Origin of the sequence: Pseudomonas tolaasii NCPPB 2192, from assembly GCF_002813445.1 — a bacterium.
Lineage (GTDB): Bacteria > Pseudomonadota > Gammaproteobacteria > Pseudomonadales > Pseudomonadaceae > Aquipseudomonas > Aquipseudomonas tolaasii.
Map to the genome: position 1 here is coordinate 4,033,316 of NZ_PHHD01000001.1, position 16,726 is coordinate 4,050,041.

The window sequence follows — 16,726 nt, forward strand, 5'->3', positions numbered from 1 at the left end:
CTCTAAGGAAGCCGTTGTGCTAACGATCTACAACACACTCAGCAAGACCAAAGAAGTCTTCAAGCCGCTGGATGGCAACAAGGTGCGCATGTACGTGTGCGGCATGACCGTGTACGACTACTGCCACATCGGCCACGGCCGCAGCATGGTTGCCTTCGACCTGGTGACCCGCTGGTTGCGTTTCAGCGGCTATGACTTGACGTACGTGCGCAACATCACCGACATCGACGACAAGATCATCAACCGCGCCAACGAAAACGGCGAGTCGTTCGACGCGCTGACCGAGCGCATGATCGCCGCGATGCACGAGGACGAGGCGCGCCTCAACATCCTCAAGCCGGACATGGAGCCGCGCGCCACGGACCACATTCCGGGCATGCACGCCATGATCCAGACCCTGATCGACAAGGGTTACGCCTACGCCCCGGGCAATGGCGACGTGTACTACCGCGTCGCCAAGTTCATGGGCTATGGCAAGCTGTCGCGCAAGAAAATCGAAGACCTGCGCATTGGTGCACGCATCGAAGTCGACGAAGCCAAGCAGGATCCGCTGGATTTCGTGCTGTGGAAAGGCACCAAGCCGGGCGAGCCGAGCTGGGAGTCGCCATGGGGCGCGGGCCGTCCGGGCTGGCACATCGAATGCTCGGTGATGTCCACCTGCTGCCTGGGCGAGACCTTCGACATTCATGGCGGCGGCAGCGACCTTGAGTTCCCGCATCACGAAAACGAAATCGCCCAGAGCGAAGCCGCCACCGGCAAGACCTACGCCAACGCCTGGATGCACTGCGGCATGATCCGCATCAATGGCGAGAAGATGTCCAAGTCCTTGAACAACTTCTTCACCATTCGCGATGTGCTGGAAAAGTACCATCCTGAGGTTGTGCGTTACCTGCTGGTGTCGAGCCACTACCGCAGCGCCATCAACTATTCGGAAGACAATCTCAAGGACGCCAAGGGCGCCCTGGAGCGGTTCTACCACGCGTTGAAAGGCCTGCCGAGTGTTGCGCCTGCCGGCGGCGAAGCCTTCGTGGCCCGCTTCACCGAAGTGATGAACGACGACTTCGGCACCCCGGAAGCCTGCGCCGTGCTGTTCGAGATGGTGCGCGAGATCAACCGCCTGCGCGAGAGCGATCTCGACGCCGCGGCCGGTCTGGCGGCTCGCCTGAAAGAACTGGCCAGTGTGCTTGGGGTTCTGCAAATGAAGCCTGAGGACTTCCTGCAAGCCGGCGCCGAAGGGCGTGTGGATGGCGCTGAAGTGGACGCGCTGATCCAGGCACGCCTGACCGCGCGGGCCAACAAGGATTGGGCGGAATCCGACCGTATCCGCGACCAGCTCACCGCCATGGGCGTGGTGTTGGAAGACGGGAAGGGTGGGACAACGTGGCGGTTGGCTGATCAGGGTTGATTGGTAAACGCTGAATGAAAAACGCCCCGACTGGTTCGGGGCGTTTTTTTTGCACAGCAAAATAGCGATGCTCTTTAGCGTTTCCACCACCAGTTCAAATCATGCTTTACCGGAAGAGCCAGTGTGTGCAGAAAGAAACACACGAGCGCGAACCAGCCAATTGACGGGTAGGTGTCGATGAGTTCAGGGCAACTTCCAAAATAGATGTAGTTATCAAACTTAACAGCGTCCATGAGTGTGACCATGAAAAATATATTGATTGCGAAGCCAACGTAGAACTTCGTGTATCCGAGGTTTTTGCTGGAAAGAATTACTTTTGTGCTGTATGCAAATATCAGCCCCAGAACTGAAAATGCCGGAAAGGCCCATACAATCATTTCTCCAGCTCTCGGTGTATTTGTTTTAGTGTCAGTGCGTCTACGGCCGCTTCGGTCGTCAATGAAATGGGATGCATGGTTTTATAGACTCGAATACGGTCTGTGTCTATGTATCTGAACAAACGCCAAGCGTCCGGCTTTAGTACACGCCTCGCAATGCTGTAGGCGGATAGCCCAATATCAACTGAACCATAGGCAATATTGGCTTCTCGCTCGTCATAACCCATAGCGGACGCTGCCGATTGATACGCGCCACGTACCGGCCCCACAGTATCCGATTGCCCTGTCATCAGATTACGCCCACCCTCATAGACGTTATTTGCACCATGCGCCATCAACGGCACCCCGGCAATAAGGCAAAGCGTGCCAACGGAGGCATAACAAATTCCAGCACCTGTGGCCATTTGAAGTGCGCCAGCGACAACGCCTATTCCTTTTTGCCCGATTTCCATTGACTGATTCAGCAGGCTACGCTGCTCGTTCTTAAGTTCGATGAGCCCCTCTGCGGCTGTCTTTTTTGCTTGCTCCACGTCGCTAACGATGCTGTGAGCGTAATAAGCAACTTCACGATTGAACATTGACCGCGTAATACCATCCTGCAGATGGCGCGCGCTGATGGTGCACGCTTGGCTGGTCAATCTTCCTGCAGCTTGGCTGACTTCCCATAAATCATGGAACGTCGGGGCCTGGCTTTTGCTTTTCGATTTCATCGTGCGGCTTCCCATGAGCCATAACCACTGGTGCCCGCGAGATGATGGGTCCAGATAATCTCTCGATAACGAATCGCCAGGTGTTCCTGCGCTTCTACATCGGTTAACAGAACCGCGTGCGGCACTTCGATCGTCAGGCTGGTAATGATGCAGCCCCTGATATCGACGGTGTAGTACTTCTCGAGCTGACGAAACTGCGAGGTGCGATAAAAGTTAATAACGCAGCTCAGTTCTTCTCGGTTTGATAACGCCACGGCCAACAAGGGCGATGATTTATCAATGTTCTTTGTAATCACCACCGGCCCATGGGTAGAGGCCCTGACGTTGCCTGTATTGAGCATATTGTGGTTAAAGGACATCACCATGATCTCGTCCGTGTGCCCCTCCTGACACTTGTTACCGATAGAGTCCTGGGTCGAGCAGCCAGCCGAAATCAGACCTTGGGATTTTCCTTTGATGGACATGTAGCCGTGGTATGCCATGGGGTAAACACTCTGGGTTTTTTACCCTGAACATACGCAAAAGAATAAATAAGAAATATCAGACGCTTCACTTTTTATAGTGTGAGCCGGATGTAGGAATATTCGATATTTTAGTCTGGAGATCCTGGGCAATGGCGACGTGTACTACCGCGTCGCCAAGTTCATGGGCTACGGCAAGCTGTCGCGCAAGAAAATCGAAGACCTGCGCATTGGCGCACGCATCGAAGTCGCCGAAGCCAAGCAGGACCCGCTGGATTTCCCGGAAGCCTGCGCCGTGCTGTTCGAGATGGTGCGCGAGATCAACCGCCTGCGCGAGAGCGATTTCGACGCCGCGGCCGGTCTGGCGGCTCGCCTGAAAGAACTGGCCAGTGTGCTTGGGGTTCTGCAAATGAAGCCTGAGGACTTCCTGCAAGTCGGCGCCGAAGGGCGTGTGGATGGCGCTGAAGTGGACGCGCTGATCCAGGCACGCCTGACCGCGCGGGCCAACAAGGATTGGGCGGAATCCGACCGTATCCGCGACCAGCTCACCGCCATGGGCGTTTTTTTTGCACGGCGTTTTAACGGCTTACTCAATCCCCTGTGGGAGCTGGCTTGCCTGCGATTACGGAGTGTCAGTCCCGAATAGGCTGGCTGATATACCGCTATCGCAGGCAAGCCAGCTCCCACATTTTTTACCGTGCCCGCTTTGCGAATTCTTCGATTTTAGATTGATCGATGGATGGCATAGCGGCTCTGCACAAAGCCGTTTGCCGATACCTCTGTGCCAAGATGGCGAAGCGCGTGCTCGCTGCCGAACATGCCGAACAACGCAATGCCTTGCCCCAGCAACACCGGGATTCGCGTGATGGTCAACTCGTCGATCAGGCCCGCCTCAAGAAACGCCTGGATCGTCTGTCCGCCGTCGATATACAGATGCCTCATGCCACGATTGGCCAATTGCCTGACCAGTGTACCCACATCCGCCGCCAGCACTTCCACTTTGCCCTGTAGATGCGCGGGAATCTCCAGCGCCTGGTGAGAGAGTGCGATGACCGGCAAACCCTCATAAGGCCACTCGGGAAAGGACAGGACTTTCTCCAGGGTCTTGCGGCCCATGACCAAGGCATCGACGGTGCTGATGAAGTGTTCATACGTCACGCCATTCAAAGCGGCGATTTCGTATTCAGGGCGGTGCAGCCACTCGATGTCACCGTCTGGTCGAGCAATGAAACCGTCAACGCTGGCTGCGATAAATACCGAGCACTTGATTTCCATGTGGGATATTTCTCCTTTTTCCTGTTTGTTTTGACGTGTGCCGAATCGTGGCTTTAGATAACCCTACGATCAAATCCACGACGAAAAGGGCAGTGATTAAAATGGATTGTATTTTCTGTAGCATCGTTAAAAAAACCTCCCCGGCGCACATCCTGTGGGAAGACGACCAGCACATGGCGTTCCTCTCGATCTTCCCCAACACCCCGGGTTTCAGCGTGGTGATCCCCAAGCAGCATTACGGTAGTTATGCGTTTGCGCAGTCGGATGACGTTTTGTCGAAATTGATGGTGGCCACCAAGAAGACTGCGTTGCTGATCGACCGGGCATTCCCCGATGTGGCGCGCACGGGGATGATGCTGGAAGGCTATGGCGTGGATCACCTGCATGCGAAGTTGTTTCCCATGCATGGGACCGGTTCGGACAGTACGTTCAAACCGTTGAGTTCGAAGGTGGACAAGTTCTTCGAGGCCTACGAGGGCTATATTTCATCCCATGACCATGTGCGGGCGGATGATGCCGGGTTGGCAGAACTGGCGGCCAGAATCCGATCCTTCGCCTAGCCCAAAACCCAATGTGGGAGCTGGCTTGCCTGCGATGAGGGAGTGTCAGTCACCCAATATGTTGGCTGACCCACCGCTATCGCAGGCAAGCCAGCTCCCACATTTTTGACGGTGTTTGCTTCAAAGAATCAGCGGCGGCTGCTGACCTCCGCCGGCACATCATCCCCGGCCATGCGCTTGCGGAACAACGCCGTACGCGCCAGCAGCAAGGTGGTCACCGGCACCGTGATCGACAACAAGATCGGAATCAGCCAGCCGTGCAACACCGGCCCGGACTTGAGCACCGAAAAGTAGATGATCGACGCCAACGCCACACACCACGCGCCCAATGTCGAGGCCAACGCAGGCGGGTGCATGCGCTGGAAGAAGTCCTTCATCCGCAACAGCCCCACCGCGCCAATCAGCGCAAACACGCTGCTGAGCACCAGCAGCACCGCCACGATCACTTCTACCCATAACGGCATCATTCAATCACCTCGCCACGCAGCAGGAATTTCGCCAGGGCAAACGAGCCGACGAAACCGAACAGCGCAATCAGCAACGCCGCTTCAAAGTAGGTGTCACTCGCGTAACGAATGCCCAGCACCAGCATCATCAGCATGGCCAGGATGTACAGGTAGTCCAGCGCCAGAACCCGGTCCTGGGCCGAGGGGCCTTTGAACAGGCGGATCAGGGTCAGCACCATGGCCAGCGAGAACAGGAACAGGCTGAACAGGATCGCATTGGAGAGCAGGGCGCTCATTCGAAGATCTCCATCAGGGGCCGCTCGTAGGTGGTTTTGAAGTGCTCGATAAACGGCGCTTCATCGTCCAGATCGAATACGTGCAGCAGCAGGATGCTGCGATCCAGCGCCAGTTCCGACCAGATGGTGCCGGGCACTACGGTGGTGATCATCGACAGCGCAGCCAGACCGTTGGGGTCGCGCAGGTCCAGGGGGATCTTGATAAAACGCGAGCGCGGTGGGCGTGAGCCGCACACCAGCACACCCCCGGCCACTTGCAGGTTGGAGACGATCACATCGCGGCCCACCAGAAAGAACAGGCGGATGATCACGCCAAGCCGGCGAATGCGAATCGGCAAAGGGCGCAGCGGCGCCATCATCAACGGCGCCAGGAAGCCCAGTAGCGCGCCGAGCAGCAGGTTGCCAGGACTTACCGACAGGTTCAGGACCAACCACAACACCCACAATGCCAACGACAACCACGGAGCAGGGAACAGGCGTTTCATGGCTGCACCTCCAGCGCGGCGGCTTTGGCTTCGGGGCTCGGGACCGGTCGTGTCGCCAGCACAGCCATCACGTAATGTTCGGGGTTGTTCAGGCTGTCGGCGGTGGCCTGGGTGTAGCGCATCAGCGGCTCGGCCTTGAAGGTCAGGGCGATGCTCAGGCCCAGCAGGAAGAAGATCGGCACGCACTCATAACGGCGCAGCAGCGGCGAAGGGCGCTCCTCCGGCGTCCAGAAGCGCTGGATGCCGAGGCGGGCGAAGGCGATCAGCGAGGCCAGGCCGGAGAGGATCAGCAGTGCCACCAGGCCCCAGGCGGCAGGCCGGATTGGCTCGTCCACACTCGCGCCAAGCCCCAGCGGGTTGACCAGCGCGCTCAACAAGCTCAGCTTGCCGATAAACCCCGACAGCGGCGGCATGCCGATGATCAGCAGGGCGCAGGCGATAAAGCTCAAGCCGAGGAACGCCATGGTCCAGGGAATCACCTGGCCGACCACGGCTTTTTGTTCATCATCGAGGTTCACGCCGGGGCGTGGGTGCAGGGACTCCATGGCCTTGGGCAGCGCATCGATCTCTTCATCCAAGGGCAAATCATTGGCCGAACGCGAGCGTTCGATCAGCTCGGCCAGCAGGAACAGCGCACTCAATGCCAGCGTCGAGCTGACTAGATAGAACAGCGCGCCGGCGGTGAGGCTTGGCTGGGCGAACCCGACACACGACAGCAAAATGCCTGCCGACACCAGAATGCTCAGGCTGGCCATGCGCTCCAGCCGCTGCGCCGCCACCATCGCCAGGCCCGCACAAATGATGGTTGCCATGCCGCCGTACACCAGCCAGTCGCCGCCAAACAGCGCAGATGCACCCGCCTGGCCGGAGAACAGCAAGGTCCACAGGCGCAACACGGTGTACACGCCAACCTTGGTCATGATCGCAAACATCGCCGCCACCGGCGCGCTGGCCGAGGAGTAGGCGGGCGCCAGCCAGAAGTTAAGCGGCCACATCCCGGCTTTTGCCAGAAACGCCGTCGCGAGAATCGCCGCACCCGCGTGCAATAGCCCTCGATCAGCCTCAGGCACCAGCGGGATTTTCAGCGCCAGGTCGGCAAAGTTCAGCGTGCCGGTGACCCCATAGATCATCGCCGCGCCAATCAGGAACAACGACGACGCCAGCAGGTTGATCGCAATGTAATGCAGCCCTGATGAAACGCGCGCGCGGCCCGAGCCGTGCAGCATCAAACCGTAAGACGCCGCCAGCAGCACCTCGAAGAACACGAACAGGTTGAACAGGTCGGCGGTGAGGAAGGCGCCGTACAAGCCCATCATCTGAATCTGGAACAGTGCGTGGAAGCTGGTACCGGCACGGTCCCAGCGGGCCATGGCGAACAGCAGCGCGCTCACACCGATAATGCCGGTGAGCACCAGCATCAGCGCCGACAGTTGATCCACCACCAACACGATGCCGAATGGCACTTGCCAATTGCCCGGCAGGTACACGCCGATCGAGCCGGGGCCGCCTTTTTGCGTCCAGTACAGCAGCAAAATGGCGATGCCCAGCCCGATCATGCTGGAGAACAGGTTGATGCGCGCCTTGAGCGGGCGATGCTTCTCGCCGAGCATCAGCATCAGGGCCGCCGTCAGCAACGGCAGCAGGATCGGCGCGACGATCAGTTGATTCATCCACGTCATTCCTTGGGCTCCCGGCCGTCCACATGGTCCGTGCCGGTCAGGCCCCGGGAGGCGAGCAGCACCACCAGAAACAGCGCGGTCATGGCGAAACTGATCACGATGGCCGTGAGCACCAGTGCCTGGGGTAGCGGGTCGGTGTAGTTGAGCAGGTCTTGCGGCACGCCGTCCTTGATGATCGGTTCCTTGCCGATGAACAGGCTGCCCATGCTGAAAATGAACAGGTTCACGCCATACGACAACAGGCACAGGCCCATCACCACCTGGAATGTCCGTGGCCGCAGGATCAGCCAGACGCCGGAGGCCGCCAGGACCCCAATGGCTATTGCGATGACTTCTTCCATCAGGCGGCTCCTTCGGTCGCGGCAACCGTCTTGGGCTGGTTGCTCGGTTTGTGGGCCCGCACGGACTGGTGACCGAGGGCGGTGAGCATCAGCAGCGTGGAGCCGACGACCATGGCGTACACGCCGACATCGAAGAACAGCGCACTGGCGATGTGGATGTCGCCCAGCACCGGCAGGCTGAAATGCCAGGTATGGGTGGTGAGGAACGGGTAACCGGCGAACAACGCGCCCAACCCGGTCAGGGTCGCGGAGAGCAGGCCAAAGCCCATCCAGCGCATCGGCCGCAGGCTCATCTGCGCCTCCACCCACTGCGTGCCGGCGACCATGTATTGCAGGATAAACGCCACCGACATCACCAGCCCGGCGACAAAACCGCCGCCCGGCTGGTTGTGGCCGCGCATGAACAGGTAGAACGACACCACCAGCGCAATGGGCAGCAACAGGCGCACCAGCACCGCCGGCACCATCATGAAGCCCAGGGCGGTATCGCTGGCCTGGCGCGGGTTGACCAGGTCGGTGGCCACGTCTTTTGCTAATTGGCGTTGTTGCGGAGGCAGCTCCATGCTTTCTTTCGATGGGCGGAAGCGGCGCAGCAGGGCGTACACGGTCAACGCCACGGCGCCGAGCACGGTGATTTCGCCGAGGGTGTCGAAGCCACGGAAGTCCACGAGCATCACGTTCACCACATTGCTGCCGCCGCCTTCGGGCAGGGCACGGCTCAGGTAGAACGAGGAAATGTCATTGGGCGTCTGGCGGGTCAGCATCGCGTAGGACAGCAGCGCCATGCCGCCGCCGACCACGGTGGACAACAGAAAGTCACGCAAGCGGCGAATGCGCGCCTTGCGCAGTGAGCTTGGCAGGGGCGAGACCTCTTCGATCCGCCGTGGCAGCCAGCGCAGGCCGAGCAGGATCAGCACGGTGGTGACCACCTCGACCACCAACTGGGTCAGCGCCAGGTCCGGCGCCGAGAACCATACAAAGGTCACGCAGGTCATCAGGCCGCACACGCTGACCATGGTCAGGGCTGCCAGCCGGTGGTACTTGGCTTGCCAGGCGGCGCCCAGGGCGCAGGCGATTGCCAGCAGCCACAGGGTCACGAACACGATGGAACCGGGAATCTTCGGCCGGTCGCCCCAGCTCAGCCCGCTGTTGAGCATCGGAATCAAGCCGGCGATGACTGCCGCCAATACCAACAGGAACAGCTGGGTTTGCAGGCGCTTGGTGCTGATGCGTTTCTCGATTTTGCGCACGCCGCGCATCATCACCACCAGGCAACGCTCGAAACCGCGCTTGCCGTTGAAATAACTGATCAGCGGCGGGTATTTGAAACGCCCGCGCTTGAGTTGCTTGCGCAACACCAGGTACAGCACCACGCCGCAGCTCATGGCCACCAGGCTCATGATCATCGGCGCGTTCCAGCCGTGCCAAATGGCCAGGCTGTACTCGGGCAGCACGCCGCCCACCACCGGCAAGGCGGCGGCGGCGAGGATGGAACCGACCACCTGGGCCGGGAAAATGCCCACCAGCAGGCAGGTGAACACCAGCAATTCCACCGGTGCGCGCATCCAGCGTGGCGGCTCGTGCGGGGTGTGCGGCAGGTTGGTGGCGGTGGGGCCGAAGAACACATCCACGGTGAACCGCAGGGCGTAGACCACGCTGAAGGTACCGGCGATGGTCGCGATCACCGGCAGGGCAAATTCCACCCAGGCGGTGGACGAGATAAACACGGTTTCGGCGAAGAACATTTCCTTGGACAGAAAGCCATTGAGCAACGGCACACCGGCCATGGCAGCGCTGGCAACCATCGCCAGGGTGGCGGTAAACGGGATCAACCGCACCAGGCCACTGAGCTTGCGAATATCGCGGGTGCCGCTTTCGTGGTCGATGATGCCGGCGGCCATGAACAACGAGGCTTTGAAGGTTGCGTGGTTGAGGATATGGAACACCGCAGCGACGGCGGCCAGCGGGCTATTGAGGCCCAAAAGCAGGGTGATCAAGCCAAGGTGGCTGATGGTGGAATAGGCCAGCAGGCCCTTGAGGTCATTCTGAAAGATCGCGCAGTAAGCGCCGAGGAGCAGGGTAAGCGCGCCGGCACCGCCGACGATGTAGAACCATTCTTCGCTGCCGGACAGCGACGGCCACAAACGGGCCAGCAGGAACACGCCGGCCTTCACCATCGTTGCCGAATGCAGGTACGCCGACACCGGCGTGGGGGCGGCCATCGCGTGGGGCAGCCAGAAGTGGAAGGGGAACTGCGCGCTTTTGCTCAGCGCGCCGATCAACACCAGGGCCAGCATGATCGGGTACAGCGAATGCGCGCGAATCTGATCGCCCGCCGCCAGCACCTGGTCCAGATCGTAGCTGCCGACGATATGCCCCAGCAACATGACCCCCGCCAGCAGGCACAAGCCGCCTGCGCCGGTGACCATCAACGCCATATAGGCGCCACGTCGCGCGTCGGCGCGGTGGTGCCAGTAGCCGATGAGCAGGAACGAGAACAGGCTGGTCAGTTCCCAGAAGAACACGATCTGGATCAGGTTGCCGGAAATCACCAGCCCGAGCATGGCGCCCATGAAGGCCAGGAAAAACGCGAAGAAGCGCGGCACCGGGTCGTCCGGCGACATGTAGTAGCGCGCATACAGCGACACCAGCGTGCCGATGCCGAGCACCAGCAACGAGAACAGCCAGGCAAAACCGTCCATGCGCAGCACGAAGTTCAAGCCCAGGCTGGGCAACCACATGAATTCTTCGCGAATCACGCCACCGTGGGCGATCTGGGGGTAGAGCAGGGCGACTTGAAGGGTGCCGACCAGGGCCACAAGGCCGGCCAGCAGGGATTCAGTGTTACGTGCATTGTGCGGCAGCAAGGCCGCCAGACAGCTGCCAATGAACGGCAGAAGCAGTAGAACTATCAGGGACATAGGCTTCTAATCTGCGGGAGTTTGGGATGCATCATACGTGCCGCTTTCTCGATCACCAAACGGCAACATGTGGCAGGATCCTACAAGGTAGGCTGAAACTTCCCATTTGGCATTGTTTCAGGCCTCACTGCGCCCCGGTGGGAGCGGGCTTGCCCGCGATGGCGATCTGACAGCCACCGCCAGCATTGGGACCTCAGCCTTGTTGTTCCTGTTCCCTCGCATCTCGCAACTCAAGCGCCTTCTGCCCCTTGGTCTTCATCTCACTCACAATCACCGCCGCCACAATCAACGCCGCGCCGAGCATCGCAATCGGCGGGAAGCGCTCTCCGGCAATCCGCCCCACCACGCCTGCCCACACCGGCTCACCGGCATAAATCAAGGTGGCGCGCGTGGGTGAAACACTCTGCTGCGCCCAGTTCATCGCCACCTGGATCACCGCACTGGTCAAGCCCAGGCCGACCGCGCTGAACAGCAACAACCACGAAAACCCCGGCAGCGCCTCGCCCATCGGCACCACCATCATGAACGACAGCACCGAGGCGGTTGCCAACTGGACCACCGTGACCCGACGGACATCCACCTGCCCGGCAAAGGCGCTGATCAAGATGATTTCGGCGGCAATCGCCACCGCGCCAATCAGCGTGGCGATTTCGCCAGGGCTGAAATTCAGCGAAGCCCCGGCAGGCCCGGTCAGCAACATCAACCCGGTAAAGGCCAGCATTATGCCGATGCTCGGCATCAACCCCGGGCGACGGCCCAGCACCAGCCACTGCAATAACGGCACGAACGGCACATACAGCGCCGTGATGAACGCCGACTGACTGCTCAGGATCGTCTGCAGGCCGATGGTCTGCAGGCCGTAACCAAACATGATCGCCACGCCGATAAACACACCCGCTTTCAATTCGAACACGGTCAGGTCACGTAACGTGCGCAAGGAAAAGAAACCCACCACAATCGCCGCTGCCGCAAACCGCAGGCCCACGAAAAACATCGGTCCGCTGACGGTCATCGCGTGTTGCACCAGCAAAAAGGTGCCGCCCCAGATCATGGTGATGACCACCAAAATGCATTCGGCTTTGCTGAAACGGTTGAAACGGGAAGAGGCGTTTGGGGTGGTCATGGCGGCTCGGTCTTGCAAGGGAAGGGGACGGACCGCACAATGCGCCGCACGCTGGGCAGTATACTGCGCACACCCACCCATTGAGCAATATAGTGCACAAAGAAAATCCACACCGGGCCTCGGTCCTGCAACACGTCAGCCAGAACGTTCGCCGGCTGCGCCATGCTGCGGACCTGAGCCAGACCGCGCTATCGGAAAAGTCCGGGGTCAGCCGGCGTATGCTGGTGGCCATCGAAGCCGGGGAAAAGAACGTCAGCCTGTCCACGCTGGACCGTGTGGCCGAAGCCCTGGAGGTGGCGTTCAGCGACCTCATCCAGGCCCCCGACGCCCCCGACCACAGCCGCATCAATGAGCTGGCCTGGGCCGGCGAGACTCCCGGCAGCAAAGCGGTGCTGCTGGCCAAGGCCACGGCGCGGCGTGAAGTCGAGTTGTGGGAAATGCAACTGGAACCCGGTGACCGCTACAGCCCCGATCCGGACCCGGAAGGCTGGAGCGTGCAACTGTTTGTGTTCGAAGGTTGCCTCACGCTGCTGGTGGGCGAGGACGAAAAACAGGTCGCCGCCGGTGAGTTTTATATGTTCGCCAGCCGACACGTGCATGGCTATCGCAATGATGGCGAGGTGTCTGTGCGGTTTGTGCGCAACGTGGTGATCTAACTGTTCGCCCGGCAACAGTGGATGGACACTTTGCTGGTTTGAAACGCGCACCCGCCTCTCAAATAACCGGCAACCCGCTGATTTCACGGGCGATTAACTTCAGGCACGACTCCTGCAATCCCTCCGGTATTCCCTCGGAGCCTGGAGTCGGCCCATGTCAGCCCACCCTCAACACCCTGCCCACATTATCCGCTCGGATGCGGAAGCCATCGAGGTGGCGACCCGTCTGGCCGCGCGCTTTGCCGTCGACGCCAGCGTGCGCGACCGCGAGCGCCGCCTGCCGGTGGCCGAGCTCGACGAGTTTTCCGCCAGCGGCCTGTGGGGCATCACCATTCCCAAAGCCTACGGCGGCGCCGAAGTGTCCTACGTGACCGTGGCTGAAGTGATCAAGCTGATCTCCGCCGCCGACCCGTCGCTGGGGCAAATTCCGCAGAACCACTTGGGCGTGGTCGACATCCTCCTGCAAACCGCGACCGAGGCACAAAAGCAGTATTACTTCGCCAAGGTGTTGCAGGGGTACCGCTTCGGCAATGCGTTCTCCGAAGCCAAAAGCAAAAACGCCGGCACTTTCGAGACGCAAATCCGGTTTGACGGCGACACCGCGCACATCAACGGTGAGAAGTTCTACTGCACCGGCGCACTGTTCGCGCATATCGTGCCCACCGTCGGCAATAACGAAAACGACCAGGCGTTTATTGCTTTTGTCGAACGCGATGCGCCCGGCCTGACCGTCATCGACAGCTGGGACGGCTTTGGCCAGCGCACCACCGCCAGCGGCGGCGTAACCCTCGATGGTGTGCGCGTGCCTCTGAGCGCGGTGATCCCGGCGCACCAGGCGTTCGACCAACCCACCGCCAACGGCCCGATTTCACAAATCATCCAGGCCGCCGTCGACACCGGCATCGCCCTCGGCGCCCTGGAGCAGGCGAAAACTTTCGCACGCCAGGCGCGGCCCTGGATCGACAGCCAGCAGGAGCACGGCTGGCAAGACCCGTTCACCATCGCCGCCATCGGCGACCTGGAGTGGCGCGTGCACGGCACCGAAGCCATCCTCGCCAAAGCAGGCTTGGCGGTAGACCGCGCCCTCGCCGAGCCGAGTGAAGACACGGTCGCCCAGGCCTCGCTGGTGGTTGCCCAGGCCAAGGTGCTGTCCGCCGAAACCGCCTTGCTCGCCAGCAGCAAACTCTTCGAACTGGCCGGCACCCGCTCGGTGACCGGCAAACACAATCTCGACCGCTTCTGGCGCAACGCGCGGACCCACACCCTGCACGACCCGGCGCGCTGGAAATACCACCTGATCGGCAATTTTGTGCTTAACGGCGTGAAACCCGCGCGCCACGCCTGGAACTGAGGAGACTTGCCCATGACCGCCCTGAACCAAGCGCGCCAACTGCTGGAAAGCACCCTGCAGCAGGTTGGCAAAAGCGCCGACCCCTACGTAATCAGCCGCTTCGGCGACCTGCAGATCCGCGTTGATGTGGCCGCCGCATTGTTTGAACGTGCTGAAACCCACCCGAGCCCGGTGGCGGCTACCGAAGCGCACATTGCCGCCGCCGAAGCCCTGATCGCCTTGAGCAACGCCGAATTCGAACTGACCGGGCAACGCACCCCACTGCCGCCGACCCTCGATGACCCGCTGCGCTGGAAGTATCAGGTTGTCGGCAACTACCACCTCAACGGAGTGCTTTGATGGCCCGTGAAATTCGCTTGAATGCTTTTGACATGAACTGTGTCGGCCACCAATCCCCCGGCCTGTGGGCGCACCCGCGTGACCGTTCGTGGCAGTACAAGGACCTCGAATACTGGACCGACCTCGCCAAAATCCTAGAGCGCGGAAAGTTCGATGGGCTGTTTATCGCCGACGTACTCGGCATCTACGACGTGTACAACGGCAATGGCGATGCGGCGATTCGCCAGGCGGCGCAGGTGCCGGTCAATGACCCGTTGTCGTTGATCGCACCGATGGCGCTGGTCACCGAGCACCTGGGGTTTGGCCTGACGGCTTCGTTGTCGTTCGAGCACCCGTATCCGTTCGCCCGCCGGCTCTCGACCCTCGACCACCTGACCAAAGGCCGCATCGGCTGGAACATTGTCACCTCCTACCTGGAAAGCGGCGCCAAGAACCTTGGCCAGAAGGCCCAGACCGAACATGACGCGCGTTACGACTACGCCGAGGAATACCTGGAGGTGTGCTACAAACTCTGGGAAGGCAGTTGGGAAGAGGGCGCCGTACTGCGTGACCGCGAGCGCCGGGTGTTCAGTGACCCGAGCAAAATCCACGAGATTCGCCACGTCGGCAAACACTTTCAGGTGCCCGGCATTCACCTGTGCGAGCCATCGCCGCAGCGCACACCGGTGTTGTACCAGGCCGGTGCATCCAGCCGTGGCAAGCAGTTCGCCGCCGAGCAGGCCGAATGTGTATTTGTAGCGGCGCCGTCCAAGGTGCTGCTGAAAAAGACCGTCGCCGATATCCGCCGCCGCGCCGCCGAGGCCGGGCGTGACCCGAAGAAAATCCTGATTTTCAACCTGCAGACGGTGATCGTCGGCGAAACCGATGCCAAGGCCAAAGCCAAGTTCGACGAGTACAAATCTTACGTCAGCTACGAAGGCGCGATGGCGCTGATTTCCGGCTGGACCGGTATCGATTTCAGCCAGTTCAAGCCCGACGAACCGCTCAAGCACGTGCACACCAATGCCATTCAGTCGGCGGTGGAAGCCTTTTCCACGGCGGACCCGAACAAGGTCTGGACGCCTAATGAACTGGCGGATTGGGTAGGCATCGGCGGCTTCGGCCCGCTGTTCGTCGGCAGCCCGGAAACGGTCGCGGATTTGTTGCAGGAGTGGGTTGAAGAAACCGACGTGGACGGCTTCAACCTGGCGTATGCACTGACCCACGAAACCTTTATCGACGCCGTGGACCTGCTGGTGCCGGAGCTGCAAAAGCGTGGTGTGTACAAGACCGAGTACGCCCAGGGCACCTTGCGCGAAAAGTTGTTTGGCGACGGTGCGCGGCTCGGGGCGAACCATCCGGGGGCGGGCTATCGTGACCTCAAAGCCACCACGCTGTAACTGACCCACCCCTGTCAGGCAACTAATATGCAACTGATCCACCGCCATCGCAGGCAAGCCAGCTCCCACCTTTGATCGGTGTTGATTGTTCTATTTCAGCCAGCGGACCACCGCACGCAGCCACCCACAATAGGAGTAGTACCCCTATGAGCGTGCACGCACTTAACCGTCCGCCGGCCCCGGAATGGCCCGCCGAAAGGCTCGATAACCTGCCAGAGGCGTTGGCGCAACTGCAACACTGGGCACAGATCACTCCGTTGCAAACCGCCCTGCGCCACAAGCGCGAGGGCCAGTGGTACGCCTGGCGCTGGATCGACGTGTTGCGTGATGTCGAACGCCTCGCCGATGGCCTGCGCCAGCAGGGTTTCAACGAACAATCACGCTTGGCCCTCAGCGGTGCCTTTGAGCCCAACCTGTTGCTGCTCGCCCTGGCGGCGCAGTCCGTCGGTGGGCAGGCGCTGACCCTGGCCGATGACCTCGAGCCGGAGGTGCTCTATCAACAGTTGTGGCGCATTCGCCCCACTCATTCCTATGTGCAGAACCTTCAGCAGGTGCGTCACTGGCATGCCGCTAACCTGCTGGATTTCGCCGCGTTGCTTGGCCCGACAGAACCGGCGGAGTACCGCCAGCGCTGGTGGCAAGCGTACGGCGAAACCTTCTTATGGAGCGAAGAGGGAACGCACCGCCAGGGCGGCTTGGCGGGGGTGTTCGCGCAGTGGCTCAACAGCGGACACAGCCTGGCTTTCCCTGAAAGCCCGACCTCGGCGCAGCGTGATCATAATGAACTGGCACCCACCGGCCTGCGCAGGTGGCTCAAAGGCCTGTCCGGCTTCAAGCGTTTGAACTAGGTGTCGCGCTTGGCTAGGCGTCCTGTGGCGGCTTGCGGGATACTGGGCCGAGTGACGTGCATGATATTTATCCG

General features: G+C 60.6%; 18 protein-coding genes. 8 read left to right on the forward strand and 10 right to left on the reverse strand.

What is annotated here, in order from left to right:
* The first annotated feature begins 16 nt into the window (after positions 1-16).
* The gene (gene cysS, locus ATI14_RS18750) at positions 17-1,405 is read left to right on the forward strand and encodes a cysteine--tRNA ligase (RefSeq protein WP_016969628.1); all 1,389 of its coding nucleotides are present in this window, start codon (positions 17-19) and stop codon (positions 1,403-1,405) included.
* Positions 1,406-1,778: 373 nt separating this feature from the next.
* Here the strand turns inward: cysS and ATI14_RS18760 are convergent, their stop codons facing one another.
* Together ATI14_RS18760 and ATI14_RS18765 are read right to left on the reverse strand one after the other, a co-directional pair.
* On the reverse strand, positions 1,779-2,492 hold the full coding sequence (locus ATI14_RS18760) for a DUF4225 domain-containing protein (RefSeq protein ID WP_016969630.1): 714 nt from the start codon (positions 2,490-2,492) through the stop codon (positions 1,779-1,781).
* Positions 2,489-2,974, reverse strand: a complete 486-nt coding sequence (locus tag ATI14_RS18765) for an Hcp family type VI secretion system effector (RefSeq protein WP_016969631.1) — start codon at positions 2,972-2,974, stop codon at positions 2,489-2,491. Before ATI14_RS18765 ends, ATI14_RS18760 begins: the two co-directional genes overlap by 4 nt.
* Positions 2,975-3,113: 139 nt before the next feature.
* On the opposite strand from ATI14_RS18765, the gene ATI14_RS18770 reads away from it, so the two are divergent.
* Positions 3,114-3,599: a DALR domain-containing protein gene (locus ATI14_RS18770; protein WP_428842650.1), complete on the forward strand. Its 486-nt coding sequence runs from the start codon at positions 3,114-3,116 to the stop codon at positions 3,597-3,599.
* Positions 3,600-3,676: 77 nt separating this feature from the next.
* On the opposite strand, the gene ATI14_RS18775 is transcribed toward ATI14_RS18770, so the two are convergent.
* Entirely contained in the window at positions 3,677-4,228 is a 552-nt protein-coding gene (locus tag ATI14_RS18775; RefSeq protein WP_016969633.1) for a dihydrofolate reductase family protein, read from the reverse strand.
* Between the two features lie 101 nt (positions 4,229-4,329).
* On the opposite strand from ATI14_RS18775, the gene ATI14_RS18780 reads away from it, so the two are divergent.
* Positions 4,330-4,788, forward strand: coding sequence for an HIT family protein (locus tag ATI14_RS18780; RefSeq protein WP_016969634.1), 459 nt, complete (start codon positions 4,330-4,332; stop codon positions 4,786-4,788).
* Between the two features lie 128 nt (positions 4,789-4,916).
* Here ATI14_RS18780 and ATI14_RS18785 read toward each other — a convergent pair whose 3' ends face one another.
* The 7 genes from ATI14_RS18785 to ATI14_RS18815 all read right to left on the reverse strand — a co-directional run bounded on the left by ATI14_RS18785 (position 4,917) and on the right by ATI14_RS18815 (position 12,079).
* Positions 4,917-5,255 (reverse strand): Na+/H+ antiporter subunit G, encoded by a 339-nt coding sequence (locus ATI14_RS18785; protein ID WP_016969635.1) that lies wholly within the window; start codon positions 5,253-5,255, stop codon positions 4,917-4,919.
* Positions 5,252-5,530 carry a K+/H+ antiporter subunit F gene (locus ATI14_RS18790; protein WP_005789171.1) on the reverse strand — a complete coding sequence of 93 codons (279 nt, stop codon included), beginning with the start codon at positions 5,528-5,530 and terminating at the stop codon, positions 5,252-5,254. Before ATI14_RS18790 ends, ATI14_RS18785 begins: the two co-directional genes overlap by 4 nt.
* The gene (locus ATI14_RS18795) at positions 5,527-6,015 is read right to left on the reverse strand and encodes a Na+/H+ antiporter subunit E (RefSeq protein WP_016969636.1); all 489 of its coding nucleotides are present in this window, start codon (positions 6,013-6,015) and stop codon (positions 5,527-5,529) included. The genes ATI14_RS18790 and ATI14_RS18795 overlap by 4 nt, the downstream gene beginning before the upstream one ends.
* Entirely contained in the window at positions 6,012-7,694 is a 1,683-nt protein-coding gene (locus ATI14_RS18800; protein ID WP_031319566.1) for a monovalent cation/H+ antiporter subunit D, read from the reverse strand. Before ATI14_RS18800 ends, ATI14_RS18795 begins: the two co-directional genes overlap by 4 nt.
* The gene (locus tag ATI14_RS18805; RefSeq protein ID WP_003192163.1) at positions 7,691-8,035 is read right to left on the reverse strand and encodes a Na+/H+ antiporter subunit C; all 345 of its coding nucleotides are present in this window, start codon (positions 8,033-8,035) and stop codon (positions 7,691-7,693) included. Before ATI14_RS18805 ends, ATI14_RS18800 begins: the two co-directional genes overlap by 4 nt.
* Positions 8,035-10,956 (reverse strand): monovalent cation/H+ antiporter subunit A, encoded by a 2,922-nt coding sequence (locus ATI14_RS18810; protein ID WP_016969639.1) that lies wholly within the window; start codon positions 10,954-10,956, stop codon positions 8,035-8,037. The genes ATI14_RS18805 and ATI14_RS18810 overlap by 1 nt, the downstream gene beginning before the upstream one ends.
* A 193-nt stretch (positions 10,957-11,149) precedes the next feature.
* Positions 11,150-12,079, reverse strand: coding sequence for a DMT family transporter (locus ATI14_RS18815; protein ID WP_016969640.1), 930 nt, complete (start codon positions 12,077-12,079; stop codon positions 11,150-11,152).
* A 92-nt stretch (positions 12,080-12,171) separates the two neighbouring features.
* On the opposite strand from ATI14_RS18815, the gene ATI14_RS18820 reads away from it, so the two are divergent.
* The 5 genes from ATI14_RS18820 to ATI14_RS18840 all read left to right on the forward strand — a co-directional run bounded on the left by ATI14_RS18820 (position 12,172) and on the right by ATI14_RS18840 (position 16,652).
* Positions 12,172-12,735 (forward strand): helix-turn-helix domain-containing protein, encoded by a 564-nt coding sequence (locus ATI14_RS18820; protein WP_016969641.1) that lies wholly within the window; start codon positions 12,172-12,174, stop codon positions 12,733-12,735.
* A gap of 154 nt (positions 12,736-12,889) precedes the next feature.
* Positions 12,890-14,086: an SfnB family sulfur acquisition oxidoreductase gene (locus tag ATI14_RS18825; RefSeq protein ID WP_016969642.1), complete on the forward strand. Its 1,197-nt coding sequence runs from the start codon at positions 12,890-12,892 to the stop codon at positions 14,084-14,086.
* 12 nt (positions 14,087-14,098) lie between these two features.
* Entirely contained in the window at positions 14,099-14,425 is a 327-nt protein-coding gene (locus ATI14_RS18830) for an acyl-CoA dehydrogenase (RefSeq protein WP_016969643.1), read from the forward strand.
* On the forward strand, positions 14,425-15,804 hold the full coding sequence (locus ATI14_RS18835; RefSeq protein ID WP_016969644.1) for an LLM class flavin-dependent oxidoreductase: 1,380 nt from the start codon (positions 14,425-14,427) through the stop codon (positions 15,802-15,804). Before ATI14_RS18830 ends, ATI14_RS18835 begins: the two co-directional genes overlap by 1 nt.
* Before the next feature lie 146 nt (positions 15,805-15,950).
* A complete protein-coding gene (locus tag ATI14_RS18840; protein ID WP_016969645.1) occupies positions 15,951-16,652 on the forward strand; it encodes an AMP-binding protein in 702 nt (233 codons plus the stop codon).
* Positions 16,653-16,726: the final 74 nt, after the last annotated feature.

What these genes read in the sequence shown, in the direction of transcription:
- ATI14_RS18760 (WP_016969630.1), bottom strand. Translation starts at nt 2,492, where the DNA reads ATGAAATCGAAAAGCAAAAGCCAGGCCCCGACGTTCCATGATTTATGG.
- ATI14_RS18765 (WP_016969631.1), bottom strand. Translation starts at nt 2,974, where the DNA reads ATGGCATACCACGGCTACATGTCCATCAAAGGAAAATCCCAAGGTCTG.
- ATI14_RS18775 (WP_016969633.1), bottom strand. Translation starts at nt 4,228, where the DNA reads ATGGAAATCAAGTGCTCGGTATTTATCGCAGCCAGCGTTGACGGTTTC.
- ATI14_RS18780 (WP_016969634.1), top strand. Translation starts at nt 4,330, where the DNA reads ATGGATTGTATTTTCTGTAGCATCGTTAAAAAAACCTCCCCGGCGCAC.
- ATI14_RS18785 (WP_016969635.1), bottom strand. Translation starts at nt 5,255, where the DNA reads ATGATGCCGTTATGGGTAGAAGTGATCGTGGCGGTGCTGCTGGTGCTC.
- ATI14_RS18790 (WP_005789171.1), bottom strand. Translation starts at nt 5,530, where the DNA reads ATGAGCGCCCTGCTCTCCAATGCGATCCTGTTCAGCCTGTTCCTGTTC.
- ATI14_RS18795 (WP_016969636.1), bottom strand. Translation starts at nt 6,015, where the DNA reads ATGAAACGCCTGTTCCCTGCTCCGTGGTTGTCGTTGGCATTGTGGGTG.
- ATI14_RS18800 (WP_031319566.1), bottom strand. Translation starts at nt 7,694, where the DNA reads ATGACGTGGATGAATCAACTGATCGTCGCGCCGATCCTGCTGCCGTTG.
- ATI14_RS18805 (WP_003192163.1), bottom strand. Translation starts at nt 8,035, where the DNA reads ATGGAAGAAGTCATCGCAATAGCCATTGGGGTCCTGGCGGCCTCCGGC.
- ATI14_RS18810 (WP_016969639.1), bottom strand. Translation starts at nt 10,956, where the DNA reads ATGTCCCTGATAGTTCTACTGCTTCTGCCGTTCATTGGCAGCTGTCTG.
- ATI14_RS18815 (WP_016969640.1), bottom strand. Translation starts at nt 12,079, where the DNA reads ATGACCACCCCAAACGCCTCTTCCCGTTTCAACCGTTTCAGCAAAGCC.
- ATI14_RS18825 (WP_016969642.1), top strand. Translation starts at nt 12,890, where the DNA reads ATGTCAGCCCACCCTCAACACCCTGCCCACATTATCCGCTCGGATGCG.
- ATI14_RS18830 (WP_016969643.1), top strand. Translation starts at nt 14,099, where the DNA reads ATGACCGCCCTGAACCAAGCGCGCCAACTGCTGGAAAGCACCCTGCAG.
- ATI14_RS18835 (WP_016969644.1), top strand. Translation starts at nt 14,425, where the DNA reads ATGGCCCGTGAAATTCGCTTGAATGCTTTTGACATGAACTGTGTCGGC.
- ATI14_RS18840 (WP_016969645.1), top strand. Translation starts at nt 15,951, where the DNA reads ATGAGCGTGCACGCACTTAACCGTCCGCCGGCCCCGGAATGGCCCGCC.